18 protein-coding genes, 1 tRNA gene and 2 pseudogenes are annotated in these 23,704 nt (G+C 73.0%); 11 read left to right on the forward strand and 10 right to left on the reverse strand.

Going from position 1 to position 23,704, the window contains the following annotated elements:
- The first annotated feature begins 4 nt into the window (after nt 1-4).
- Entirely contained in the window at nt 5-649 is a 645-nt protein-coding gene (locus AB0C78_RS05940; protein WP_360742299.1) for a TetR/AcrR family transcriptional regulator, read from the forward strand.
- A gap of 108 nt (nt 650-757) precedes the next feature.
- On the opposite strand, the gene AB0C78_RS05945 is transcribed toward AB0C78_RS05940, so the two are convergent.
- The 4 genes from AB0C78_RS05945 to AB0C78_RS05960 form a co-directional block, all read right to left on the reverse strand.
- Nucleotides 758-2,683 carry a hypothetical protein gene (locus tag AB0C78_RS05945; RefSeq protein WP_360742302.1) on the reverse strand — a complete coding sequence of 642 codons (1,926 nt, stop codon included), beginning with the start codon at nt 2,681-2,683 and terminating at the stop codon, nt 758-760.
- Between the two features lie 212 nt (nt 2,684-2,895).
- Entirely contained in the window at nt 2,896-3,537 is a 642-nt protein-coding gene (locus tag AB0C78_RS05950; protein ID WP_360742305.1) for a TetR/AcrR family transcriptional regulator, read from the reverse strand.
- Nucleotides 3,538-3,704: 167 nt separating this feature from the next.
- Complete coding sequence (locus AB0C78_RS05955) at nt 3,705-6,119, reverse strand: cellulase family glycosylhydrolase (protein ID WP_360742308.1); 2,415 nt, start codon at nt 6,117-6,119, stop codon at nt 3,705-3,707.
- Between the two features lie 105 nt (nt 6,120-6,224).
- Complete coding sequence (locus tag AB0C78_RS05960) at nt 6,225-6,725, reverse strand: hypothetical protein (RefSeq protein WP_360742311.1); 501 nt, start codon at nt 6,723-6,725, stop codon at nt 6,225-6,227.
- Between the two features lie 232 nt (nt 6,726-6,957).
- Between AB0C78_RS05960 and AB0C78_RS05965 the strand changes: the two genes are divergently transcribed.
- The 5 genes and pseudogenes from AB0C78_RS05965 (at nt 6,958) to AB0C78_RS05985 (ending at nt 14,862) form a co-directional block, all read left to right on the forward strand.
- Nucleotides 6,958-8,040: a hypothetical protein gene (locus AB0C78_RS05965; protein WP_360742314.1), complete on the forward strand. Its 1,083-nt coding sequence runs from the start codon at nt 6,958-6,960 to the stop codon at nt 8,038-8,040.
- Nucleotides 8,024-11,335, forward strand: coding sequence for a CHAT domain-containing protein (locus AB0C78_RS05970; protein ID WP_360742317.1), 3,312 nt, complete (start codon nt 8,024-8,026; stop codon nt 11,333-11,335). Before AB0C78_RS05965 ends, AB0C78_RS05970 begins: the two co-directional genes overlap by 17 nt.
- 2 nt (nt 11,336-11,337) lie before the next feature.
- The gene (locus AB0C78_RS05975; RefSeq protein WP_360742320.1) at nt 11,338-11,829 is read left to right on the forward strand and encodes a hypothetical protein; all 492 of its coding nucleotides are present in this window, start codon (nt 11,338-11,340) and stop codon (nt 11,827-11,829) included.
- A gap of 227 nt (nt 11,830-12,056) precedes the next feature.
- Nucleotides 12,057-12,809 (forward strand): annotated as a pseudogene (locus AB0C78_RS05980) (dolichyl-phosphate beta-glucosyltransferase); the annotation flags it as partial.
- 82 nt (nt 12,810-12,891) lie between these two features.
- Entirely contained in the window at nt 12,892-14,862 is a 1,971-nt protein-coding gene (locus tag AB0C78_RS05985) for a glycosyltransferase family 39 protein (protein WP_360742323.1), read from the forward strand.
- A 62-nt stretch (nt 14,863-14,924) separates the two neighbouring features.
- Here AB0C78_RS05985 and AB0C78_RS05990 read toward each other — a convergent pair whose 3' ends face one another.
- From AB0C78_RS05990 to AB0C78_RS06000, 3 genes are all read right to left on the reverse strand, one after another.
- Nucleotides 14,925-15,305 (reverse strand): hypothetical protein, encoded by a 381-nt coding sequence (locus AB0C78_RS05990; protein WP_360742326.1) that lies wholly within the window; start codon nt 15,303-15,305, stop codon nt 14,925-14,927.
- Nucleotides 15,306-15,432: 127 nt separating this feature from the next.
- Nucleotides 15,433-16,260, reverse strand: coding sequence for an alpha/beta hydrolase (locus AB0C78_RS05995; protein ID WP_360742329.1), 828 nt, complete (start codon nt 16,258-16,260; stop codon nt 15,433-15,435).
- Nucleotides 16,257-17,687: an MFS transporter gene (locus AB0C78_RS06000; RefSeq protein ID WP_360742332.1), complete on the reverse strand. Its 1,431-nt coding sequence runs from the start codon at nt 17,685-17,687 to the stop codon at nt 16,257-16,259. The genes AB0C78_RS05995 and AB0C78_RS06000 overlap by 4 nt, the downstream gene beginning before the upstream one ends.
- Nucleotides 17,688-17,995: 308 nt before the next feature.
- Here AB0C78_RS06000 and AB0C78_RS06005 point away from each other — a divergent pair.
- Nucleotides 17,996-18,685: pseudogene (locus AB0C78_RS06005) on the forward strand (RNA polymerase subunit sigma-70); the annotation flags it as partial.
- Nucleotides 18,686-18,864: 179 nt separating this feature from the next.
- Nucleotides 18,865-19,008 (forward strand): hypothetical protein, encoded by a 144-nt coding sequence (locus AB0C78_RS06010; RefSeq protein WP_360742364.1) that lies wholly within the window; start codon nt 18,865-18,867, stop codon nt 19,006-19,008.
- Between the two features lie 31 nt (nt 19,009-19,039).
- Here AB0C78_RS06010 and AB0C78_RS06015 read toward each other — a convergent pair whose 3' ends face one another.
- Nucleotides 19,040-19,828 (reverse strand): helix-turn-helix transcriptional regulator, encoded by a 789-nt coding sequence (locus tag AB0C78_RS06015; protein WP_360742361.1) that lies wholly within the window; start codon nt 19,826-19,828, stop codon nt 19,040-19,042.
- A 156-nt stretch (nt 19,829-19,984) separates the two neighbouring features.
- Here AB0C78_RS06015 and AB0C78_RS06020 point away from each other — a divergent pair, with 156 nt between their 5' ends.
- Nucleotides 19,985-20,767, forward strand: a complete 783-nt coding sequence (locus AB0C78_RS06020; RefSeq protein WP_360742335.1) for an SDR family oxidoreductase — start codon at nt 19,985-19,987, stop codon at nt 20,765-20,767.
- 39 nt (nt 20,768-20,806) lie between these two features.
- On the opposite strand, the gene AB0C78_RS06025 is transcribed toward AB0C78_RS06020, so the two are convergent.
- Complete coding sequence (locus AB0C78_RS06025; RefSeq protein WP_360742339.1) at nt 20,807-21,385, reverse strand: TetR family transcriptional regulator; 579 nt, start codon at nt 21,383-21,385, stop codon at nt 20,807-20,809.
- Nucleotides 21,386-21,478: 93 nt separating this feature from the next.
- Here AB0C78_RS06025 and AB0C78_RS06030 point away from each other — a divergent pair, with 93 nt between their 5' ends.
- Nucleotides 21,479-22,531 carry an NAD(P)-dependent alcohol dehydrogenase gene (locus tag AB0C78_RS06030; RefSeq protein ID WP_360742342.1) on the forward strand — a complete coding sequence of 351 codons (1,053 nt, stop codon included), beginning with the start codon at nt 21,479-21,481 and terminating at the stop codon, nt 22,529-22,531.
- A gap of 194 nt (nt 22,532-22,725) precedes the next feature.
- Here AB0C78_RS06030 and AB0C78_RS06035 read toward each other — a convergent pair.
- Nucleotides 22,726-22,808, reverse strand: a tRNA-Leu gene (locus tag AB0C78_RS06035).
- Nucleotides 22,809-22,935: 127 nt separating this feature from the next.
- On the opposite strand from AB0C78_RS06035, the gene AB0C78_RS06040 reads away from it, so the two are divergent.
- Nucleotides 22,936-23,691 carry a DUF3662 and FHA domain-containing protein gene (locus tag AB0C78_RS06040; protein ID WP_151541686.1) on the forward strand — a complete coding sequence of 252 codons (756 nt, stop codon included), beginning with the start codon at nt 22,936-22,938 and terminating at the stop codon, nt 23,689-23,691.
- The last annotated feature ends 13 nt before the right edge of the window (nt 23,692-23,704 follow it).

Consider the following 23,704-nt stretch of genomic DNA (forward strand, 5'->3'; position numbering starts at 1 on the left):
TGCAGTGGCGGGCAGGATCACCCCGGCGGAGGGCCGGTACGGCGGCAAGGACGCGGCCGAGCGGCGGGCGGAGCGGCGCGGGCGGTTCCGCGAGGCGGGCCTGGAGTGGTTCGGCGCCGGCCCCGGGTTCCGGGCGACCCGGCTCGGCGACCTGTGCAAGGCGGCCGGACTGTCGACCCGCCAGTTCTACGAGGAGTACCGCACGCTGGAAGACCTGCTGGCCGATCTCCACCTGTACGTCAACGAGGTCGCCGAGAAGGCCGTCCTCGACGTGCTGCCCGGCGTCCAGGACCTCCCCGCGACGGAGCGGATCACCGCGTACGTGCACGCCTACGTCAGGGGCGCCACCCGCGACATGCGCCATGCCCGCATCGCCTATGTCGAGATCGTCGGCGTCAGCCCCCGCATGGACCGCCAGCGCCTCGAACGCCGCGCGGTCTGGATCGACCTGGTGAGCCGGATGGCGGACGAGGCCGCCGAGCGCGGCGAGCTGCCCCCGGGGAACTACCGCATCGCCGCCGCGGCCCTCATCGGCGCGGTGAACGGCCTCATGCACGACTGGGTCGTCGGGTGGGTCGACGCGACGCTGGAGGAGATCGCCGACGAACTCCTGCAGTTCGTCCTCGGCAGATACAAGATCACCATCTGAGCCCGGCCGCGGCGGCCGGTGATCGGTCGCGGCGGGCGATCAGAAGGCCCCGCCCTCCCGGGTCGCGGGCAGGGCGGGGCCGTCGTGAACGGTGCTTCTCGGCTGCGGTCAGGTTCCGTTGGCCGGTTGGCGGTAGACGTGGCCATTGATGGTGGTGGTGAGCGTTCCGGTCGCTTGGAAGATGTTGGTGAGGACGTCGATGGTGAGGTGGAATCCGCCGGGCCCGGTCTTCTTGGTGCCGTGGTCCTGGCCGGTCTGGACGAGGTCGGAGTACCAGTCGAGCTTGTTGAGGGTGGGGCTGGGGTTGGTGGTCGTGACGCTCTCGGTGCCGTTGAGGATGTGCGCGCCGTCGTCGGAGTAGTTCCGGTAGGCGACGGAGACGGTGCTGATCGCGGTGTGGTCGGCGTTGTCGGTGATGGTCACCGCCGCGGAACCGGACCGCTTGCCGACCAGGGTGTAGTGCCCTTGCGGCGGGTACCGCCGCGCCGGGGTGGCGCTGCCCGGCACGTACGGCGTTCCCCACGGGACGGTGTCGGAGGCGACGGCGACGCGCCGGGGCTTGAGCGGCTTGCGGCTCGTGAGGTGCGCGATCATCATCCGCGCGGTGCGTCCGCCGGGTTCGGTCGAGGTCTCGCAGGGCAGCGGGTTGGCGCCGCCGCAGGCGGGCGGGACGGCGAGGGCCTGCCAGTAGACGATGCTGGTGCCGTCGGGCGACCAGCGGGGGTCGGCCCTGCCGTTCCAGTTCGGGTCGTTGATCGCGCCGGGGCCGCCGTCGCCGGCGGCGTTGATCCGCTGGCCCTGGTAGGCGCCGCGGTCGCCGTACCGGTCGATGAGGTAGGGCTGGAAGAAGCGCCGGTCCCCGTTGTTGCGGGTGGACGATACGGCGCTGGTGGTGATCATGTCCGTGACGGGCGGGACGGCGCGCATCGCGGCCAGGAACATCTGCCGGTCCGAGCCGCGGGTGTCCATGGCGACGGTCCAGCCGTCGTCCGGCGAGATGGCGATCGGGTCGGTGTACTCGGGGTTGCTGGTGAGGCGGCGGACCTTGCCGGTCCGCAGGTTCGCGGCGAAGACGTCGATGTTGGACGACTCGTCCGGGTAGCCGATGTAGGAGACCTCGTCGCCGGTGCCGGAGAAGCCGCGCAGTTCACCGACCGACACGGCCTGCGGGTTGATCTTCAGCCGGCCGGGGTGGTGCAGGTCGACGGTGACGGGCTGCTTGCTCGGGGCGGGGTCGAACAGGCGGGTCACCTTGACCAGGTCGTAGCGGGGTGCCAGCGGTGTCCCGGTCTTCGGCGCGGGGTCGAACTTCAACCGCGCGAAGTAGCCGTACTGGTTCAACCTGCCGTTCGTGACGGTCGCGGCGTTGAACCCCAGGTGCACGTTGTCGGGGTGAAGCCGCAGCTCGCGGATGCTGCCGCCCGCGCCCGATCCGTCGGCGGTGACGTTCCAGCGGATCGGATAGATGTGGACACGGGCCGGAGTGCAGGCGGAACTGGTGAGCCGGTACGGGCCGCAGTCGATGATGTTGGTGCCGGCCAGCGCGCGCTTGCCGTCCTTGAACGCCTGCGGATAGTCCATCGCCGAACTGCGGCCGACCGCGTTGGCGTCGGGGACTCCGCAGGTGACGCATTTCCAGGCGTCGCCGTTCGGGAAGGTGCTCCCGTCCGTCTTGACGATGGTGAGCTGCTCGCCGGTGTAGACGGCGGCGGGGTCGGGCGCGGCGGGCGCGCCGGTGAAGCCGACCGTGGCGAGGACGTGGTGCCCGTCGGGCAGGAAGTCTCCCGACTGCATGCTGGTCGCCTTGCCGATGCATCCGGTGCCGTGCGGGTTGATCGCCGGAGTGCACGAGCCCGCCGAGGTGGACGGCGCGACGGGCGGGAGCGGCAGCTCATCGACCTTGATCGGCTCCGGCTTGGGCGCCGGCGGGACGGCCCGGCCGGGAGCGGCGCCGGCGGCGCGCCCACCGGGAGCCGCCGTCGCCGGCGCCACCGCGCCGCCGATCGTCAGCGCGGCGACGGCGAGAACGGCCACGAGCGCTCGCGACCAGGTGCTGTGTCGAACGGTTCTTATGGAGTGTCGAACGGTTCTCATGGAGTACGGCCTCCAAGGGGGTGGGCGGTCGCGCGTCGCGCGACCATCGAATTCCATTCGCTTAAAACAAGAACTCCATTCTCACGAGGGATGGGTGCGCCCAGAGCCGCGGCCAGGCCGTGCCCCGGGAAGGCGGGAGGGTCAGCCGGAGGTCAGGCCTCCGTGGTGGAAGAGGGCGAGGACGGGTCGGACGGAGCGACCGGCCCGCCGAGCAGGAGGCGCAGGGCGTGCTCCAGCGCCTTGCCGATGTCGAGTCGCGGGTTCAGCAGCCACTGCACCTGCAGCCCGTACAGCACGGCATGGAAGATCATCGCCGCGGTCTCGGGGTCGGGGGCGCCTTCCGGCGGGCCGGCCGGCGCCCGCTCGCCCATCATGCGGGCGGTGCGGGCGCGCGCCCGCTCGTAGCGTTCGACGAAGTACTCGTGGGCGGGGTGATCGGGCCGGGAGGCCGCGACCGCCAGTTCCGCCCACAGGCGCATCAGCTCGGGTTCCTGCTGGTGGTCGCGGAGAAGGCCGTCGAAGAACGGTCCGGCCGCCTTGGCGTCCGACACCCGTTCCGAACCCCGCTCCCATTCCTCGGCGTCGCGCTGCTCGAGCACGGCGGCGAGCAATTCGTCCTTGGTGCGGAAGTGATGCAGCAGCCCGGCGTGGGTGATGCCCGCCCGCTGGGCGATGTCGCGGAGCGAGGACTGCGCGAAGCCCCGCTCAGCGAAGCCGTCACGCGCGGCGCGGACGATGTCGGCGCGCCGAGCGGCCGTCTTCGCATACGGTCCACGCGCCTTGGCTGGACTCACACAGCACCCCCGCCGCGGTTCCGCTCTCGCCGGACGGCGAGGGCCGGGTCGGTGATCTTCAGGATCCCGCGGCCGGCCGTCGCACCGGCCGCGAATCCCGACCAGATGGTAACTATTCGCTCGCGCGGACGTCCAGCCCCCTGCCCGGCGCCGGCTCCCGCCTGCGTTCAGCCGATCGTCAGCCGGTAGGAGCCGCGGGCGCAGCCGGTGACCCTCCAGCCGCCTTCGACCCGGCGCACGTCGATCCCGTCGATGCCGGTCGCGGTCGGGGTGGGGCGTTCGTTGCCCGGCACCCAGACGTCCAGGGTGCAGCCGCCCGTGGACGACCTTCCCGTGAGCTGGAACCTCCGTGGCCGCGAGGACGGTCCGCCGGGAAGCGATCGCAGCGAGGTGATGACGCCCGGGGCGGCGTGCGGGAAGGCGCGCGAGAGCTCCTGGACGGCGGCCGCGTCGCGGGGCAGGAAGCGTCCCGTCGCGCAGTCGAGGTTGTTGAGTCCGTCGCCGGTGGGCCCGGTGCCGTTCTGCGGGTCACCGCACGCCTGCTTCCACACCCAGAACGCGCCGCCGATCGTGGCGCCGTCCTCCTGGCGGGCGTAGCGGTGCAGCCGGTCGGCCACCGAACCGTCGTCGCCCCAGAACCCCCATTCGCCGCTCCAGACCGGCATGTCCCCGGCGGCGCGGCGGGCGAGGACGAAGCCGTGCTCGACGGACGTCATGACGGGAAGGCCGAGCGAGGCGTCCATGGTGATCGACTCGGCGTACAGGTGGGGTGCGAAGACGATGTCGGGGTCGGAGGCGAAGGAGCCGCGCGGGACCGCGTCGAAGCCGGTGCCGGACCAGAAGATGCTCGGTTCGACGAACAGCGGATGCGGGCGGCTCTCGGCGGCGCGGACCGCGCGCAGGACGCGGTCGTAGAAGCGGCCGAGCAGCAGCGTCGAGGTCAGCGGCGCCTGCTCGCCGAAGCCGGGTTCGTTGAGCGGGTCGAATCCGGCGACCGCGGGGTCGGCGCCGAAACGCGCGGCGAGCATCGCCCACACCTTCACCAGGCGGCTCTGGACGCCGTCGCGGTCGTAGTAGAAGTTGGTGAACGCGCGGTCCCCGGCGGGCGAGATGTCGCGTCCGGTGAACTGGCAGCGGGGCGCGCCATCGGTCTTTGTCGCCCACACCGGCGCGCCGTCGTAACCGTCCATCCTGGACGTGCCCGGCGGGCAGGACGTCCCGCGCGGGGTGGGCGCGTTGCTCCAGCCGTCCTGGTGCATGTCGATCACCGTGTACAGCCCGTGCTTCTTCGCCCAGGCCACGGCCTGGTCGATCCGCCGCAGGTACCCCTCGTCGTACCGGGCGGGACGCGGTTCGATCCGCGACCACGACACCCCCAGGCGCACCACGTTCAGCCCGAGCGCGGCCATCTGCGCGAAGTCGTCCTCGCCGAGCGGGAGCGTCGCCGGGACGCCCGGGCGCGGCGCGTAGAAGTCGACGAGCTGGTTGACGTTCACCCCGCGAAGCAGGACCTGCCGTCCCTCTCCGTCGACGATCCGAGGCCGCTTCCCCCGCACGACCCGCAACGCCGACAGCTCCGTCCCGGACGCGGCGGCCACGGCCTTGCGGGGCGCGGGCGGCGGCTCGGGACGCGTAGCGGCCACCGCTCCCGCCGCACCGGCCACCACGACCACGGTGACCAGGGCCGTGGCGCGGGCGGTCCGCGCCACGGGCCACCGGAACGCGCCGCGGGCGGCGAGGAGGGCGAGCAGCCCGGGCACCCAGCCGACGGCGACCCCCAACGACGCGCCCTCGCCGAGACGGACCCACAACGCGGCGGGCGTCTGCAGGGGAGCGCCCGGCCCGTCCACGACCACCAGCCCGGCGACCTGGACGGCCCCGAGGACGATGCCCGCCCACATCGCGGCGAGCCATCCGCCGAGGAAGGCCCCGGCGGCCGTGCGGGACCGGCGCGCGAAGGTCCGCTGCGTGCGGGCGAGCGCGAGGAGCAGGACCAGCAGGCCGAGGAGGAGCCCGGCCGGCCCCCCTTGCGGGGAGGCAGACGGCAGCCCGTGCGGCAGGTCCCGTGACCAATGCGAGGACACCCACGGCCCGGCCAACGCGACCACCGCGACACCGAGGGCCGCGATCGGCCAGTGCGCGCGGTGCGCGGGCTCGCCGTCCGGGCGCTCCCCCACCCGCACGGCAAGCGTCGCCGCGGCGGGGACCAGTCCGTACAGGGCCGCTTTGGGGACGGTGAAGCTCGTCGCCCACAGCAGGTCGGCGACGTTCAGCCCGGGTACGGTCGCCGCCAGCGCCATGGCGGCCTTCGCGACCACGGCGGCCAGCACGAACCCCGCCCACACCGTCGCGAACCGCGCCCGCCGCCCGAGATGCCCGAAGGCCTTCGCGACGAGCGCCGTGCCCGCCGGCAGCAGCGGCGCGTAGACGGCCAGGGGCGCCACCTGCCACCGCGCGGCGGGCGTCACGCGCCCGGGCATCCCCAGCAGCGCGAAGAACCCGACCGGATCGATCAGCGCGCCGGCGGCGAGCAGGACCAGGACCACGCCCACGACCGTCGGCACGAGCAGGCGCGAACCCATGCGATCTCCTTCACCGGGGACCGCCAAAATATATGAACAAGTCTCACATTTACTAGCCTTGTCCGACCCCGGGCTCCGGGGAACGCCGACGCGCCCGGCCGGCGCCTAGTCGCGTGTCGCGTGCATCTCCTGGAACAGCTCGAACTCGCCATCGGCGCCGGCGCTGAACCCCTGCCAGTGGAACGAGGCCGCCGTGACGTCGGTGAACGTCCACCGCGAGCGCCTGCCCTCGGCGTCGGTCCCCTCCTGGATCATGCCGCCCGCGCCGTCAGGCCGGCCGACCTGGTGGAAGTACGAGGGCAGCTTCGGCGAGATCCACGTGATCTGCCACAGCCCGGTCGTGACGTCGTACATGCGGACGGTGGTGCCGGGAAACCGGCCGTGGAAGTCCGGGCAGAAGAGCACGTCCTGCACCACCCGGCCGCCCAGCGCCCAGCCGAATCGCCACTCGCCCTCGGCGGTCTGCCACTGCCCGCCGGGGAACCGGTACCGGTTGCTGATCTTCCACGTCCCGACCAGCCGGCCGTAGAGCATCAACGCTTCGGCGTGCTCCGGATCCGGGCCGTCCGCCGCCAGCAGGTCCAGCATCGAATCACGAGACGGCACGACCATCAGAACCTCGAATCCCCAGCCAACGGAACGCACGGAACGCACGGAACGGCCAAAGATAGCCCTCGCCTCCGACAACCCGAACGCCTCGGACGCACGACCCGCGACCTCCGGACACCCATGGCAGGCCGGTTGGCCTGACCAGGCCATTGCTGTTCTCTCGCCTTGTCGCGGGCGCGCGGCGCGAAACATACTCGGCTGACGTCCCAACGGCGACGGTGAGGTCTGCGTGGACCGGATTCGGCGTGATGTCGCCTTGTCGAACGTCCGCAGGCGGCTGGCGGCCGTCGAGCGGTCCGGGGACGCCGCCCCGCTGTTCGACGACAGGGCCGTCCGCGCCGCGGCCGAGCTGGTGGAGTACGCGCGCGAGCATCCCGCCGACGCGCTGCCGGGCCTCGCGGCGGCGGGACGGCTGTACTGGAAGCGGTACCTGAGCGTGGTCGGCCAAGGCCGCGGCACCGACAACCCCGACTTCGTCGCCGTCCTGGCCCTGCTGGCGCCGGTGTACGCGGCCGACCGCGCGGCGGTCCCGCAGCCGCTCTGGCGCACGCTGCGGGAGGTCGGGGACGGCTTCACCCAGTCGAGCCTCGTCGTCCAGGCCCCGGACGAGCTGCTCGACAGCGTGGCCGGCCTGGTCTCCGCCGGACCCGAGCACGCCGACTACGCCGAGGCCGCCACGCGCATCGCGGACGCGGCGACGGTCATGCTGCCGCGCGATCATCCCGTGCGTCCGCTGCTGGCGTCGGAGCTGGCCGTCGCCCTCGACCTCCGGTACCAGCACGAGGACGAGCGGGAGTACCTCGACCGGGCCGTCGCCGTGGCCGCCGAGGCCGCGGCGGAGACGCGCGGGCCGGTGCCGCTGTCGCGGCTCGGGCTGATCTCGTGGCGGCGGTACATGGTGGCCGGCGAGCGCGCCGACCTCGACCGGGCGGTGGAGGCGAACCGCGCCGCGGTGGCCGCGGCGCGCCCCTTCGACCGGTCGCTGGCGGGGTGCCTGCACAACCTGGCGCTGTCGCTGGACTCGCTCGCCGACCTGACCCGCGACCTCGACCTCTTCGAGGAGGCCGTGCTCGCGTCCCGGGAGGCGGTCGGCCTCACCGACCCCGCCCGCCGGATGGCGCTGCAGCACAAGGTCCTGCTGGTGAGCCTGCTCACCGACCGGTACACGGTCTATGGCGAACGGGGGGATCTGGACGAGGCCCTGCGGCTCGGGCGGGCCGCCGCCGCGTCCGCCCGAGCCGGCGCCCCGGACCTCGACAACATGCGGGCCGCCCTGGACAGGGCCGAGGAGCTCCATGCCGATCTTCCGTAGGAGCGCACCGCGGTTCCAGGACGCCCGCCAGGTCCTCGCCCTGCGCGCCGACGACGACCGGGAGGCGGTCGTGTTCACGGCGCGGCGCCGGGATCGCACCCACCACCTCGTGGTGATCGCGTCTCCCGGGCGGACCGTGCCGTACACGACGATGCCGGCGGACATCCTCGCCGACCTCTTCGCCGGCCTGTGGGGCGACGACGCCGGGAAGGGCTCCCGGCCGTCCGACACGACGGACGGCGAAGTGCTCGTCCTGCTCGAACAGGCCGACGACGAAGGGCAGTACCGGTCGCTGCCGTACGTCCTGCCCGATCCGCCGGATCCGCGGGTGCTCGCCGGGAACGCCCTCGCCGACACCGCGGAGCCCGTGACCGCACGCGGACCGTACCGGGTGCCGTGGACCCTGGCGGTCGCGTACGTCGTCTCGGGACGGTTCGCCGGGCGGCCGCAGCGGTTCGCGCTGGTCACCGGGGACCGCAACCACTGGGTGGTGACGGACGGCGACCAGGATGCCAGGCTGCGCCGCCTCTTCCACGACGTGATGGCCGCGCCCGAGTCCTCGGACGCGGCCATCAGCTGGCTCGCCGAGCCTCCCGTGCCGGTCGCCCCCTGGACGTTCGTGCCCGAGCCCCTGGCGTCGGCGTCCTCGCCCGCCGACCTGACGCCCGCCGACTTCGGCCGCGGCGTCCTGACCGCGACGACCGTCCACCGGCACGCCGGGCTGACGTACCGGTGGCGCGGCCTGCAAGGCGACGCCGGGCACGCCGTCCACTACCGCCGCGACGACGACGAGCCCTGGACGTCCGCGACCCTGGACGCATGGCCGCCGAGCGACGCCGTCGTCGAGACGTTCGCGGCGACCTGGGATGCCCGGCAGGGCATGTTCGCCGCCGATTACCTGCGCGGCGCCGTCCAGCTCGCGCAGGACGACCGGCTGGAGGAGGCGTTCCGCCAGTTCGCCTTCCACGTCCGGATGGTCCGCCCGGACACGGCCGAGGACGCCCGGGACACGCTCGGAGCGGCGTTGGCCGTCGGGTACGCGCTGTACCAGGGCGAGCATCCGGACCTGGCCGAATGGGTCGCGACCAGCGCGGCCTCACTCGCCGAACGGTTCGCCGAGCACGACCTGAGACGGCACCTGCTGAGGCTGGCCGCCATGGCGTGCGAGTCCCTCACCCAGCGCGCCGAGTCGCTGCTGCACTACGAGCAGGCCCTCGCCATCGAGGCGCCCTTCGACGACCCCGTCCTGGAACGCGACCTCAACCTCGACTACGTGACGACGACCGTCCGGCTCATGGGCGACCACGAACCGGAAGGCCTGTTCCGCCGCGACCTCGAACCCGAGATGGCCGCGCTGCTGCGCACGGCGGCCCGCCGCCTCGACCGCGCCGCCGGGCTCGTCGCCGCCGAACCCGCCGAGCACAGCGGCTGGGCCCGCCTCGCCGTCGCCGTCTACCGGTGGCGGCTGCGCGACCTCGCCGGCGAGCACGAGGCCGCGGCGGCGGGCCTCGCCGCGCTGATCGCCGACCCGGCCCTGGAACCGCACGGGCCGCTGCGGCAGAGCGCGGTGGTGTTCCGGCTCATGGCGCTCTGCAAGCTCGCCGACCAGGACCCCGCCTGGGCGGACCGCTACGCCGAGGCGCTCACCGGGCCCGAGAGCGAGGGGCTGGAGGGGGACCGCGCCTGCGTGTACCTCGCCCTGCGCGCCGACCAGCTCGCCGGGCAGGGCGACGACTACGAGGCCTTCGCCAACGCCCTCCTCGCCCACCGGATCCAGCTGGCCGCCGACCGGCAGCGGATCCGGCAGCCGCGCCCCGGCGAGCGGCACACCGGCTGGCTCGCCATCGACGCCCTCGCGCGGCTGCACCACCTGTCCGTGCTGATGATCCTGCAGGAGGGCGACAACCCCGACACCCGTTTCACCGGCCGCATCCGCATCCTCGTCACCGAGAGCGCCAAGGGCCGCTGGTTCCGCCGCGACCTCAGCCGCGGGCTGCGCACCGAGCCCGACGGCGCCCTGGTCTACGCGCCGGTCCGCGGCGCGGACGAGGGCCTGGACGAGCGCCTGACCTGGACGCCCGACCTCCCCGCCGCGGAGGACGAGGTCACCGCCGGCCGCACCGCCCGGCGCCGTCTCGCCCCCGAGCCCCTCCTCCCGCCCGAGGCGGCCGACCCGTCCGGCCCCCAGGACCTGCGCGTGTTCGCCGACGCGTTCCCCGACTTCGACCTGACCGCGCTGCGCTCCCGGCTCCCCGAAGGGACCGCGCTGCTGTCCTTCTACGCCGCCCGCGACGTCAGCTACGTGGTCTGCATGACGCCCGGCCGCACCGCCAGCCTCCAGATCGACGTACCGCTGGACGGCCTCGTCCGCGCGGCGATGTCCCTGCAGGCGGCGTTCTCCGGCACGGGCCTGCACGGCCGCATCGATCCCGACCGCCCGTTCGACATGGACGACCGGCTCTACGCCCCCGTCCGGGACCTCGGATCGTGGCTGCACGAACTCGTCCCGATCCTCCGGGACGCACCGCTGATCATGATCGCCCCGCACGCGGCCTGGCACAACTTCCCCGTGCACGCCCTGCTGCTGCCGGAGCTGTGGGAGACCGGCCGCAACCCGGCCCTGACCTACGTGCCGAGCATCGGCGTCGCCGAGGACCTGCTCCGCCGCGCCGCGGAGCGCCCGTCCGCCCTCACCACCGCCGCGGTCGCGGCCGTCCCGGCGCGCGCCGCCGAGGCGGAGCAGTTCACCGGCTGCCGGGACCGGATCGCCGCGGCGCTGCGCGGCTCCGGCGTCCGCGTGGACGAGCCGTCCGCGCGCGACACCACACCGGACGAGGTGATGTCCGTCCTCGCGAAGACCGACCTCGTCCACGTCCTGGCGCACGGCTGGTACCGCGACAACGCCGAGGCGATGGACTCCGGCCTGGCCCTCTCCCGGACCGGGACCGACGACGGCCGGCTGTCCGGACGCGACCTGCTCGGCGGCGCGATGGCCGCCGCCCACGTCACCTTCCAGGCGTGCTCGCTCGGACGCGTCGTCGTCTCCGCCGGCGACGACCAGTGGGGGCCCGCGCGGGCCGCCCTGCTCGCGGGCGCCGACAGCGTCCTCGCCCCGATGTGGGACGTCGACCTGCGCTCGTCGACGGAACTGATCGCCCGCTTCTACGAGTCCTACCTGAAGGGCGGCGTCACCAAGGCGCGTGCCTTCACCGAAGCGCAGCGCTCGATGTACCGGTCCGGCGGCGCCTGGCGGCATCCCTACCACTGGGCCGCCTTCAAACTGACGGGGGTCTGACCATGCCCGAGCTCGAACCCGCCCTCGCCTCGCTCACCGACGCGCAGGTGGCGCAGGTGCTGCAGCACCTGTTCAGCCACTTCGACGACAGCGAGGTCCCGGCGGTCACCCAGGACGAGATCGACGCCCGCGTCGGCGCCGACCGCGCCTTCCTCGGCGACCTGGCGGCCGCCGCCGGGCCCCCGCCCGCCGCGCCCGAGGACGGGGACGTCCGCGCCCTGATCGCAGCGCTGGCGGAGGCCGTCCCGGAGACCCGCCCGGCCATCGACGCCGCCATCGACCGGGCCGAGTCCGAGCGGACCCTGCCGATCGACCACGACACCGCCCTGAGCGTCCTGGCGATAGCGACGTCGGCCGCGATACTGCGCCCCAAGTTCACCTTCCGCCGCACGAGGAAGCAGGACGGCGACGACCTCCAGATCGACCTGGACATCCGCGGCACCCAGGGCATGGGCCGCGTCCTGGACATCATCACGCGCTTCCTGAACCCCTGAGCGTGTGCGGCGCGTCACCCGAGCCGGGCGCGGAGGTGTAGGCGCACGTCTCGGCCTGTGACCGCTGGTGTTCCCTGAGCGCGGCCGTCTCGGCGTCGCCGTTGCCGGGTCGATGAGAGGTGCGTGAGAGGCGGGTTAAGCGGGGGTGGGCGCGGCGGGCGCAGCTTTGAGGCTCGTCTCAGGGACGGTTCACGGCATGCGAATGCGGCCGCCCGAGCGTGGGGGCCATGAGCGAACCGATCCTGTTCCCGCGAGAGCGGCGGTCCCCGCGTGGGCCGCGCCGGCGCCTGGTCGAGGTCGTGGTGCCGGTCTACAACGAGCAGCACGTGCTGGAGCACAGCGTCCGCCGGCTGCACGACTTCCTGACGACCGGGCTCCCCTACGACTTCGTCATCACGATCGCCGACAACGCCAGCACCGACCGGACCTGGGACGTCGCGCGGCGGCTGGCCGGCGCGCTGGCGCCGGTCCGGGCCGTCCACCTGGACCGCAAGGGGCGGGGCCGGGCGCTGCGGCACGTCTGGTCGGCCAGCGTCGCCGACGTGGTCGCCTACATGGACGTGGACCTGTCCACCGACCTCAACGGGTTCCTGCCGCTGGTGATGCCGCTGCTGTCGGGGCACAGCGACCTCGCCATCGGGTCGCGGCTGGCGCGCGGCGCGCACACGGCCCGCGGCCCCAAGCGGGAGATCATCTCGCGCTGCTACAACCTGCTGCTGCGCACCGTGATGCGCGCCCGGTTCTCCGACGCCCAGTGCGGGTTCAAGGCGGCCCGGACGGAGGTCGTCCAGGCGCTGCTGCCCGTCGTCGAGGATGAGGAGTGGTTCTTCGACACCGAGCTGCTGCTGCTCGCCGAGCGGGTCGGCCTGCGGGTGCACGAGGTGCCCGTCGACTGGACCGACGACCCCGACAGCCGCGTCGACATCGTGCGGACCGCGCTGGACGACCTGCGCGGCATGGCCCGGGTGCGGCGGCGCATCATGCAGGGCCGCTTCACCGCCGCCGTCCCCTCGCCGCGGGCGCGCGCGTCCTTCGGCATGGCCGCGTAGGGGGGCGGCAACGATGACCACCACCATCGTTCCCGGAACGGGAACCGCCACGCCGCCCGCCCACGCCCGGCCCAAGGCGAGCGGCCCTTGGCCGGCGCGCGCGGCGCTCGGCGCGATCATGGCGCTGGCCACCGTGCTGTACGGCTGGGGCGTCTGGTCGCAGTCCGGCAACTCCTACTACGCCGCCGCCGTCCTGTCCGGGACCAAGAGCTGGAAGGCGTTCTTCTACGGGTCGCTGGACGCCGGCAACTACATCACCGTCGACAAGCCGCCGCTGGCCCTGTGGACACAGGAGCTGGTCGCGCGCGTGATCGGGGTGAACGGATGGAGCCTGGTCGGCCCGTCCGTCGTGATGGGGGTGGCGGCGGTCGCCGTCCTCTACGCGACGGTGCGGCGAGCGTTCGGCACGACCGCCGCGCTCATCGCGGCGCTCGTCCTGGCCCTGACGCCGATCACCGTCGCCATCAATCGCGACGACAACCCGGACACGCTGCTGGTCCTGCTGCTCGTGCTCGGCGCCTGGGCCCTCCAGCGGGCCGTGGAGTCGGGAAGGCTGCGCTGGCTGGCGGCGTGCGCGCTGTTCGTCGGGCTGGGCTTCAACACCAAGATGATGCAGGCCTTCCTGGTCCTGCCCGCGTTCGCGCTGGTGTACCTGCTCTGCGCGCCCGGCGGACGGCTGCGGCGCGTCCGGCACCTGGCGGTGGCGGGCGGTGTGCTGGCCGTCGCGTCCGCATGGTGGATGCTGATCGTGGACGCCGTGCCCGCGTCGAGCCGTCCCTACATCGGGGGCAGCACCGACGGCTCGGTGTGGGACCTCGTCATCGGCTACAACGGCCTCGGACGGATCTTCGGCGAGAACGGCGGAGGCGGCGGGGGCGGGGGCGGCCAGGGCGGCGGCTTCGGCGGCGCCGCCGGCATCGGACGGCTGTTCAACGACACGATGGGCGGCCAGATCTCCTGGCTGCTGCCGTTCGCCGCGATCGCCCTGGTCGCCGGGCTGGTGCTGCGCGGACGCAGTCCCCGTACCGACCTCAAGCGGGCGGCGCTGCTGCTGTGGGGCGGCTGGCTGGCTGTCCACTTCGCGGTGTTCAGCCTCAGCGAGGGCACCTTCCACCCGTACTACACGACCGCGATGGCGCCCGCGATCGCGGCGCTGGCCGGGGCCGGCTGCGTGATGATGTTCGGCGCGCCGCGCCGGATGTCCTGGACGCTGCCGTTCGCGGTCGCGGTCACCGGCGGCTGGGCGTTCTTCCTGCTGCGCCGGACGCCGTCGTGGCACCCGTGGCTGCCCTGGACGGTCGCGGCGCTCGCGGCGGTGGCGGTCATCGGGCTCGACCTGCGCCGCGCCCCGCGCCGCCTGGCCGTCGCCGCGGCGGCGATCGGGCTGGTCGCGGTGCTCGCCGGTCCCGCGGCGTACGCGGCGTCGGCCGCGTCGAGCGGCGCGAGCAACGGCAGCAACCCGACCGCCGGCCCGGCCAGCCAGGGCGGCATGGGCGGCTTCGGCCACGGCGCCCCGACCGGCGGCGGACCGGGCTCCTCCGGGCAGAAGGGCCGCTTCCCGACCCCGCCGTCCGGACAGGGCGGGCAGCCCTCAGGCAGGGGCGGCGCGATGGGCGGCGGGCCCGGCGGCGAGGTCGGCTCCCAGCTCGTCTCGTACCTGGAGAAGAACCAGGGCGACGCCACCTGGCTGGTCGCCGTCTCCAGCGCGCAGAACGCCTCGTCGATCATCCTTCAGACAGGCCGTCCGGTCATCGCCATGGGCGGCTTCACCGGCAGCGATCCCGCGATGACGGTCGCCAAGCTCCAGAAATACGTCCAGGAGGGCAAGCTGAAGTACGTGCTGCTGGGCGGCGGCGGTGGACCCGGCGGAGGCTCGGCGAACAGCGCCGTCACCGCCTGGATCAAGCAGCACGGCACGGTCGTCAGCGCGTCGCAGTACGGCGGGACGTCCAGCTCAGGCACGCTCTACAAACTGACCAAATGACGCCACGACCTCCGGCCGTCCTGATGGCCACCAAGTGACCCGAGCCTCTACTAGAGCATGGATCAAGATGCGGGGAGCGTGAACACCAGGACCAGCACCAGCAACGGCGGCATCAGCGACGCCAGCGCCGAACACGCCCGCGCGGCCGACCAGCGACGCCGCCACGGCAACAGCCACGCGGTCGCGATGGCCGCGAGCACAACGGGCCAGCCGAACTCGAGAATGCCGTAGATCAGGTCCAGGTGCCTCATCAACGCCGGCGGGCAGTCGTCGGGGCCGCAGGCATCGGTCGCCATGGCGGAAAGCCCCCCGAGAATCAGAGCGGCCGGTCCGAGCAGCAGCACGAGCACCGTCGCGAGGAGCGGCGCCACCCAGGCCTGAGGATCACGATCACGTCCAGTGGCAGCCGAGCCGAGGGCTGCCGGAGAGTGCTGTGTCGTCATAGGAAAAGTGAATCGGCCAGGAGGAGCCCAGGGCATGGGTGCACGTGCTCATCCGGTCCGGGTCATGTACTCAGCCGGGCTCTCACCCGACCGCCGGCACCCCGGCGGCGTCGCCGTCTGGCCGCGGTCACCCGGGCGGGTTCACCGGGCGGCCTTCTGCGGGGCTGGGGCGGAGGAAGGTGTTCATGGCGTCCAGCCACTCGCCTGGGGCTTCGCCGAAGGGTGCGTGGCCGGTGCCGATCTCGGCGGTCGCCGCCCCGGGGATGGCGGCGGCGAGGCCGCGTTGCAGGTCCGGGGAGACGAGCCGGTCACCGGTGGTGACGACGATCAGGGTCGGGACGCGGATCCGCGGCAGATCGTCTTCGACGTCGATCCGGTCGAGGAGATCGGCCTGCTCGGGCGTGCCCGCGGGAAACCCGCCGGCGATCCGCTGCACGACGGCGTCCAGCCTCTCGCGCGGCATGGCGTCCAGGGTGCGGGTGCTGAAGGCCATGAGTGCGCCGAATTCGGCGAGCGCCGCACGGTCTCCGCTCATGTAGAGGCGGCGCCAGATCGAATTGAACAGGCGCAATGTGGCGTCGGGCCGCGCGAATCCGGCGGTGAGCACGAGCGCGGTGACGCGGTCGGGATGCCGGACGGCGGCGCGGATCGCGATGGGGGTTCCCAGGGATATGCCGGAGACGGCGAAGGTGTCCAGCCCTTCGGCGTCGGCGGCGGCGACCAGTCGGTCCGCGAGCGCGTCCGCGTTCAGCGGGGCCTCGGACCGGGGCGCCGCCCCGGAGCCCGGCAGATCGACCCCGACCACGGTGCGGTGTGCCGCGAGGCCGTCGAGGACCGGGCCGAACTGGCGCTCGATGCTCCCGTTCGCGCCGTGGGAGAGCACCAGACCCGGGCCGGAGCCGCGGACGGTGCGCGCCGGCACCGGCTCGGGAAGGGATGCCGCCCGCGCGGTCATTCGCCGACCGCCGTCTCGTACCGCACGATGTCGGTCTTGCCGGCCCGCCGGACGTTGCGAGAAAGCGCGATCCCGAACAGAGCGCCGACGGCGCTCAGAACCGCCATCCACACCGCCGCCGAGGACATCGCGTGCGCCGAGGAATGCGCCTGTGCCAGGGAATGCGGTGGGAAGGGCGTGGCCAGGGAGAAGTACAGGGTGCCGAACGCGGCGACGCCGATGACCTGACCGAGTTGCATGGTGGTGGTCAGCACGCCGCTGGCGTCGGCCGCCTTGGCGGGCGGCACGTGGAGCAGCGACTGGGCCAGCAGCGGGCTGAGCGTCAACCCCATACCGATTCCGCAGACGACCAGCGCCGCCCATAGCAGCGGGCCGTCCTGCGTACCGTCGTGGAAACCGGCGGCGATGCCGAGGTAGGCCAGAACGCACAGGACGAGCCCCGCCGAGGACAGCAGGTGGTGGACGCGCTGCGGCAGCCTCCGCCAGTAGAAGCCCACCAGCCCGAACACCGCCGCGACCGGGGCGAAGGTCGAGCCGGCGCGCAGCGCGCCGTCCCCGAGCCCGGATTGCAGGTGTATCGCCAGGGTGAACATGAACCCGCCGTAGGCGATCTGCATGCACGTCAGGGCGCTGATGCCGGGCGCGATCGCGGGCGCCCGCAGGACGGCCGGGTCCAGCAGCGGATCACCCCCGCCGGCCGCGACGTTCCGCTCGACCAGGACGAAGATCCCCGCCAGTGCGACCCCGGCGGCGACGCACAGATACGTCCAGACCGGCCAGCCCGCCTCGTGCCCCAGCACCAGCGGAACGACGACCAGGGACACCGCGGGCACGGCGATGGCGAGCCCGGCGGCGTCGAGCCGGCGCGTGCCGCGGGGGGCGTCGGCGGGGACGAGCCTCGGGACGAGCGCCATCAGCAGGGCGCCGAGCGGCACGTTGACGAGGAAGACCGGGCGCCACGAGGCGCCGAGCAGATCGGCGTTGACCAGGACGCCGCCGAGGACCAGCCCCGCCAGCGCGCCGACCGACAGCACGACGCCGTAGGCCGACAGCGCGGTGGCGCGCGCCGCGCCCTCGAAGCGCATCTGGATGACGCTGATGATCTGCGGGACCATGACCGCCGCGCCCGCGCCCTGGACGAGCCGGGCACCGATCAGCAGCGCGCCGTCCGGCGCGATTCCGCAGACCAGGGAAGTGACCGTGAAGATGGCGGCGCCCCACAGGTACATCCGCCGCCGGCCGTAGAGGTCGCCGAGGCGCGCCCCGGTGATCAGCAGCATGGCGTAGGTGACGGTGTAGCCACCGACCACCAGTTGCAGGGACGCGCCCGAGGCGTGCAGGTCGGCGCCTATCGCGGGCACCGCGACGTTGACGATCGTGACGTCGAGCAGGGCCATGAACTGGCCGAGCAGGAGCACCGCCAGCATCGTCCACGGCCGCCCTTCCCGCTGCGGCGTAGGGCCGGGCGGTCTGGCCGTGAGATTCAGGCCGGCCATATCGGTTCCCCCTTTGCGTCGGTCGCGCGGTGCCGGGACGGCGGTGCGCGGTCACCCGTACCGATACGAGCCGCCGCGGAACTTCATCGGTCACCCGGCTTCAGGCCCGCCGCACCGCGCGCAACGCGCCGGTCCAGCGGAGCCGGCGCCGCGGGCGATGAGTTTCCGCGTCACCAGGGATCTGTACAGGTGACGGACCGGTACCGAGCACGCGCAAGCGCGACGAGGGTGGGGGGACCATGCGGCAGCCGAGCGCGACGACGCAGAGCGGGGAGGACTTCGCGCGCCTCGCCGATCCGTACCGGCCGGAGCTTCTGGCGTACTGCTACCGCATGCTCGGTTCCGTCCATGACGCCGAGGACCTCGTCCAGGAGATCCTGCTGCGCGCGTGGCAGGCGTACGGCGGGTTCGAGGGCCGCGCGTCGCTGCGCACCTGGCTGTACCGGATCGCGACCAACACCTGCCTGAGAGCGTTGGAGAACCGTGTCAGGCGGCCGCTGCCGTCCGGGCTGGGCGGCCCAGCCGAGGACCCGGACGCGCCCGCGTCCACGGCGATGCCCGAAGTGCCCTGGTTGCAGCCGATCCCGGAAACGCTGTACGGGGCGGATCCGGCCGACCCCGCGTCCGTCGTCGCCTCCCGCGCGGGGATACGGCTGGCCCTGATCGCGGCGCTGCAGTACCTGCCGCCCCGGCAGCGCGCGGTGCTGATCCTGCGCGACGTGCTGCGCTGGCAGGCTCCCGAGGTCGCCCGGCTGCTCGGCGTCTCGGCCGCGGCGGTCAACAGCCTGCTGCAACGCGCCCGCGCGCAGCTCGGCCGCGCCGCGCTCTCCGAGGACGACATCGCCGAACCGACCGATCCGCAGGTGCGCGGCCTGCTCGACCGGTACGCCGCGGCGTTCCAGACGGCGGACGTCGCGGCGCTGATGCGGCTGCTCACCGCGGACGCCGTGTATGAGATGCCGCCGATCCCGGTCTGGTTTCTGGACGCCGGACGGTCGGGCGCTTCCTCGAACCGAGGCTCCCCGGATCACCTGCCGACATCCGTGTCGTACCGGCCGCCGCCAACGGCCAGCCCGCACTCGCCACCTACCGGCGCGGCCGCGACGGCATGCTCCACGCGCACTCGATCCAGGTCCTCACCATCGAGGCGTCGCTCATCGCACGGGTCACCTCGTTCCAGGACCCGGCACTGTTCGCGACGTTCGGCCTGCCCGACGCCCTGCCTCCAACAAACGAGCCGACCATGGACTGACCGCCGGCGGCGGGGCGAAGGTCCGGCTCGGTCAAAGCGGCTTGCTCGCCTTGATGTACTCGGCTCCCAGGACGTTCAGGAGGGCCAGAGCCTCGGCGGCAGGCGATCCCGGGGGCGCGCTGTAGAGCACGAGGTGCTGGTCGCGGTCGGTGAGGGCGAGCGCGTCGCAGTCCACGGTGACCTCCCCGACGACCGGGTGCCGGAAGGTCTTGGTGAGCATCGGCGCGGCTTGCACGTCGTGCCGCTGCCACAGCCGGTCGAACTCGGGGCTGCCGGCGCGGAGCTCGTCGACGAGCGCGGTCACGGCGGGGTCGGACGGGTACCGGGCGAGGGTGGACCGCAGTCCCATCACGACCTGGTGCCGGAACTCCGCGGCGTCGGAGACCCCGTACAGCGGGGCGTCAGGGCGCGCCGGTCCGAGGAAGGCCCGGCGCGCGAGATTGCGGTCCCTCGGGGCGAGTTCGGCGAAGTCCTCCATGAGCGCGGCGGCGAGGTCGTTCCACGCGAGCACCTCGAACGCGGCGGACATCACGAAGGCGGCCGTCTGCGGCAGCCGCTCGAGCAGCGCCAGGATGCTCGGGCGGACGTCGCGCCGGTGCAGCCCGGTACGGCTGGGCGCCGTGCCCGCCAGGACGTGCAGGTGATCGGACTCGGCGCCGGTGAGCCGCAGCGCGCCCGCGATCCCCGCGAGGACCTCCCCCGAGGGACGCGGCGCCCTGCCCTGCTCGAGCCGGACGTAGTACTCGGTGGAGATGTGCGCGAGGACCGCCACCTCCTCGCGGCGCAGCCCCGGTGTGCGGCGCCGCGGGCCCGCGGGCAGGCCGACGTCCTACGGTTTGAGCCGCTCGCGGCGGCTACGCAGAAACGCCCCTAGTTCCCGTTTGTCCATACTCCAAGTATGCGCGCTGCACGGCGATGCATCCTGGTACCACCTGTGCCTGCATCCGGGCTGATGGTCGGCCTGACACTCGGTGCCATGACCGACGACATCGACATCGCACCCATCGGCCTGCTGTCCGGCAAGGTCGTGTTCATCACCGGCGCCAGCCGCGGCATCGGGGCGGCCGCGGCGCGGCTGTTCGCCGCCGAGGGCGCCGCCGTCGTGCTCGCCGCCCGCGGCACCGACGCCCTCGAGCGCATCGTGAAGGAGATCCGCGCCGGCGGCGGCGCCGCCGACGCCGTCACTCTCGACCTGGCCGACCCCGCGAGCATCCGCGCCGCGGTCGACCGCGTCGAGGACCTGCACGGGCGGCTCGACGGAGCCTTCAACAACGGCGCGGCGGGCCAGCGGCCCGGCCCGCTCGACACCACCGCCGATGAGGACATCGACGAGCAGTTCGCCGTGAACTTCCGCGCCCACTGGACCGCCATGAAGGCCGAGGCCGCGCTCATGCGCCGCGGCGGTGGCGGGGCGATCGTCAACACCTCCAGCATCGGCAGCCGCCGTGCGAACCCCGCCCTGCCCGCCTACGGCGCGATGAAGCGCGCTCTCAACAGCATCACCGAGACCGCCGCCGCCACCTGGGGACCGGAGGGGATCCGCGTCAACGGCATCACCCCCGGCGGCACCGCCACGGAGATGATCGAGGAGTGGGAGGCGGTGTCGCCCGGCATCATCGAGGCGAACAACGCGGCGACCCCGCTCGGCCGGATGGCCCGGCCCCGCGAGGTCGCCGAGGCCGCCGCGTGGCTCCTCAGCGACAGGGCCTCGATGGTGACCGGAGCGATCCTGCCCGTCGACGGCGGCGCCGGCGCCTGAAACCCCGGCGCTCACGACGCCGTGACGGGGGGTGATCCGTCAGGGCGCGACGGCGCGGGCGACGCATTCGCGCAGGAGGGCCCGGCGGCGGTCGTGGTCGGTGGCGGGCTCATCGGCGGTGGCGGCGTAGAAGCCGCTGGCCGGCGACCATGCGCAGGCCATGGCGATGACCAGGGCGATCAGATCGAGGGGGTCGCCCTGGCGGAGCCGTCCGGCGGCCTGGGCGGCGGCGAGGGCGGCGAGTTTCGGTTCGTCGCCGGGGTTGTCGGTGAGGCGTCCTGCCGGACGCCGTTCCAGCCGCAGCCAGGCCATGAGGCGGACCAGTTCGGGGTGGCGCAGGTTCTCGTCGTACATGCCCACGGCCCAGCCGGGCAGGTCGTCGGCGTCGAACGCGACGGCGCTCATGAGCCGGTCGGCGTGGTCGGCGATCACCGCGTCGAACAAGCCGTCCTTGCTGCCGAAGTAGCCGTACACCTGAGCCTTGTTGCTGCGCGCGGCGGCGATGATGCGGTCGATCCTGGCGCCGGCGATGCCCCACCGGGCGAACTCCTCGGCGGCCGCGTCCAGAATCCGGCGCCTGGTCGCGAGGCCCTTCGGGGTGGTCGGTAGTTCGGGCACGACGTCCACTCTAGCAGACTGACTAGTCGGTTTGTTTCTTGGCGGGAGGTGGCCTACGCTCAAAAAAGACCGAATAGTCTGTCTGGAGGAAGCATGCGGACCACCACCGGCTGGATGAGCACCGAGGGCACCACCGCACTGCGCCGCGTCCCGGTCGAGCGCCGCGACCTGCGCGACGACGACCTCGCGGTCCGCGTCGACTACTGCGGCGTGTGCCACAGCGACCTGCACCGGATCGCCGGCCTTCTCGGGGAGGGCGCCCTGGTCCCCGGTCACGAGTTCACCGGCACGGTCACCGCCGTCGGCGCCGCGGTGACCGCGTTCTCGGCCGGTGACCGGGTCGCCGTCGGGACGATCGTCGACTCGTGCGGAGCCTGCGAGATGTGCCGGGCCGGGCAGGAGAACTTCTGTTACGAGGGCCCCGTCACCACCTACGGCGGCACCGACCGCATCGACGGCACCAGGACCCAGGGCGGCTACAGCCGCGAGTACGTGCTGCGCGACCGGTTCGCCTACCACCTGCCGGACGGGCTCGGCCCGGCCGCCGCCGCCCCGCTGATGTGCGCCGGGATCACCGTCTGGGAGCCCCTGCGCGCGGCCGGGATCGGGCCCGGGAGCCGGGTCGCCGTGGCCGGCCTCGGCGGGCTGGGCCACCTGGGGGTGAAGCTGGCCGCCGCACTCGGCGCCGAGGTCACCGTCCTCAGCCGCACGCCCGCCAAGGCCGGCGACGCTCACAAGCTCGGAGCGGCCGACACCCTGATCACCGCCGACGACCGGCAGATCCGGCTCGCACGCGGCAGGTTCGACCTCGTCCTGGACACCATCCCCGCCCCGCACGACCTGTCCCCGCTGCTGCGCATGGCGGCGCTGGACGGGACCCTCGCCCTGCTCGGCTACCCCCTGGAGCAGCCGGTCCGGATCCTCGACCTGGTTCAGGGCCGCAAGAAGCTGACCTCCTCCGGCACGGGCGGCCGCCGCCGCACCGCCGAGCTGCTGGACTTCTGCGCCGGCCACGCCATCACGGCCGACGTCGAGGTACTGCCCTCGGCGCGCGTTCAGGAGGCACTCGACCGCCTCGGCCGTGGTGACGTCCGCTACCGCTTCGTGCTCGACCTGTCCGACCTCGACCAGCCCACCGGCTCATGAACCGCCCCCGCGCCACAGGCCCAGCCGACAGTCACGATTGACCGGGCGAATAGGGGACGCTCGTCGGCGCGGTCGTCACATGGGTCCCAGCGGTCACAGAAGACTGACCCCGGTAACGAGGAAGACCCCGGAGCTTGCCGCTCCGGGGTCTGATTCGTCACTGTGGGGCTAGGACTTTCGTCTGCACCCCGAAGTGGGCGAGGAGGGATTTGAACCCTCACATCCTTTCGGACACACGGACCTGAACCGTGCGCGTCTGCCGTTCCGCCACCCGCCCAGGGTGTCGTCCCGTCTCCGGGCGCTTGAAAAGGCTAGCACGGTCGCAGCAGTGGTTAGGTACTCGGATACTTCTCGCGAACCTTCGCACCGATACGATCGTCTACCAGTGGGGAGAGGAGGTGCCCGTGGGCGTCATTCAGCGCTTCGAGCGACGGCTCGAGGGCATGGTCGAAGGGGCCTTCGCCCGTGCCTTCAAGTCGGAGCTGCAGCCGGTCGAGGTGGCCAGTGCTGTGCAGCGCGAGATGGACGATCGGGCCGCGATCGTGGCGCAGGGCCGCACGCTGGTCCCGAACGACTTCGTCGTCGAGATCTCTCAGCAGGACGGGCAGCGGCTGCAGGTGTACGCCGACAGCCTGAGCCAGGAGCTGGCGAATCTGGCGCGCGAGTACGCGAAGGAGCAGGGGTACTCCTTCGTGGGTCCGGTGCGCGTCCGGTTCGAGAACGCGGGGGACCTCGCCACGGGCATGTTCCGCATCCGGTCCGGTGTGATCCGGGGGTCCACCGTGGAGGGCGGGGAGATCCGCCAGCCGGTGAGCGACGTGCCGCAGGGCGGGCGGGGCGGCGCCTTCGCCGGCAACCCGCGGCTCCTGGTGACGACCGCGGTGGAGGGCTCCGACACCACGCAGCGCACTTACGAGATCAACACTCCGGTCACCCTGCTGGGCCGCGGCACCGACTGCGACCTGCGTCTCGTGGATCCGGGCGTGTCCCGGCACCATGCCGAGATCCGCGTAGAAGGTCCCGAAATCGTGCTCGTGGATCTAGGGTCGACCAACGGCTCGTTCGTGAACGGGCAGCCGATCCGGCGGGTGACGCTGGTGGACGGCTCCCGGGTCACGATGGGCCGCACTACCCTTGTGTTCCGCCGCGATAGGGAGTAACCCCGACTCCGAT

The sequence above is a fragment of the Actinomadura sp. NPDC048394 genome, assembly GCF_040651755.1.
Taxonomy (GTDB): Bacteria; Actinomycetota; Actinomycetes; order Streptosporangiales; family Streptosporangiaceae; genus Spirillospora; species Spirillospora montaniterrae.

Coding starts and splice junctions, on each gene's coding strand:
- AB0C78_RS05955 (WP_360742308.1), bottom strand. CDS start 6,119: ATGGGTTCGCGCCTGCTCGTGCCGACGGTCGTGGGCGTGGTCCTGGTC.
- AB0C78_RS05970 (WP_360742317.1), top strand. CDS start 8,024: ATGCCGATCTTCCGTAGGAGCGCACCGCGGTTCCAGGACGCCCGCCAG.
- AB0C78_RS05975 (WP_360742320.1), top strand. CDS start 11,338: ATGCCCGAGCTCGAACCCGCCCTCGCCTCGCTCACCGACGCGCAGGTG.
- AB0C78_RS05985 (WP_360742323.1), top strand. CDS start 12,892: ATGACCACCACCATCGTTCCCGGAACGGGAACCGCCACGCCGCCCGCC.
- AB0C78_RS05990 (WP_360742326.1), bottom strand. CDS start 15,305: ATGACGACACAGCACTCTCCGGCAGCCCTCGGCTCGGCTGCCACTGGA.
- AB0C78_RS05995 (WP_360742329.1), bottom strand. CDS start 16,260: ATGACCGCGCGGGCGGCATCCCTTCCCGAGCCGGTGCCGGCGCGCACC.
- AB0C78_RS06000 (WP_360742332.1), bottom strand. CDS start 17,687: ATGCTGGCGGTGCTCCTGCTCGGCCAGTTCATGGCCCTGCTCGACGTC.
- AB0C78_RS06010 (WP_360742364.1), top strand. CDS start 18,865: ATGCTCCACGCGCACTCGATCCAGGTCCTCACCATCGAGGCGTCGCTC.
- AB0C78_RS06020 (WP_360742335.1), top strand. CDS start 19,985: ATGACCGACGACATCGACATCGCACCCATCGGCCTGCTGTCCGGCAAG.
- AB0C78_RS06030 (WP_360742342.1), top strand. CDS start 21,479: ATGCGGACCACCACCGGCTGGATGAGCACCGAGGGCACCACCGCACTG.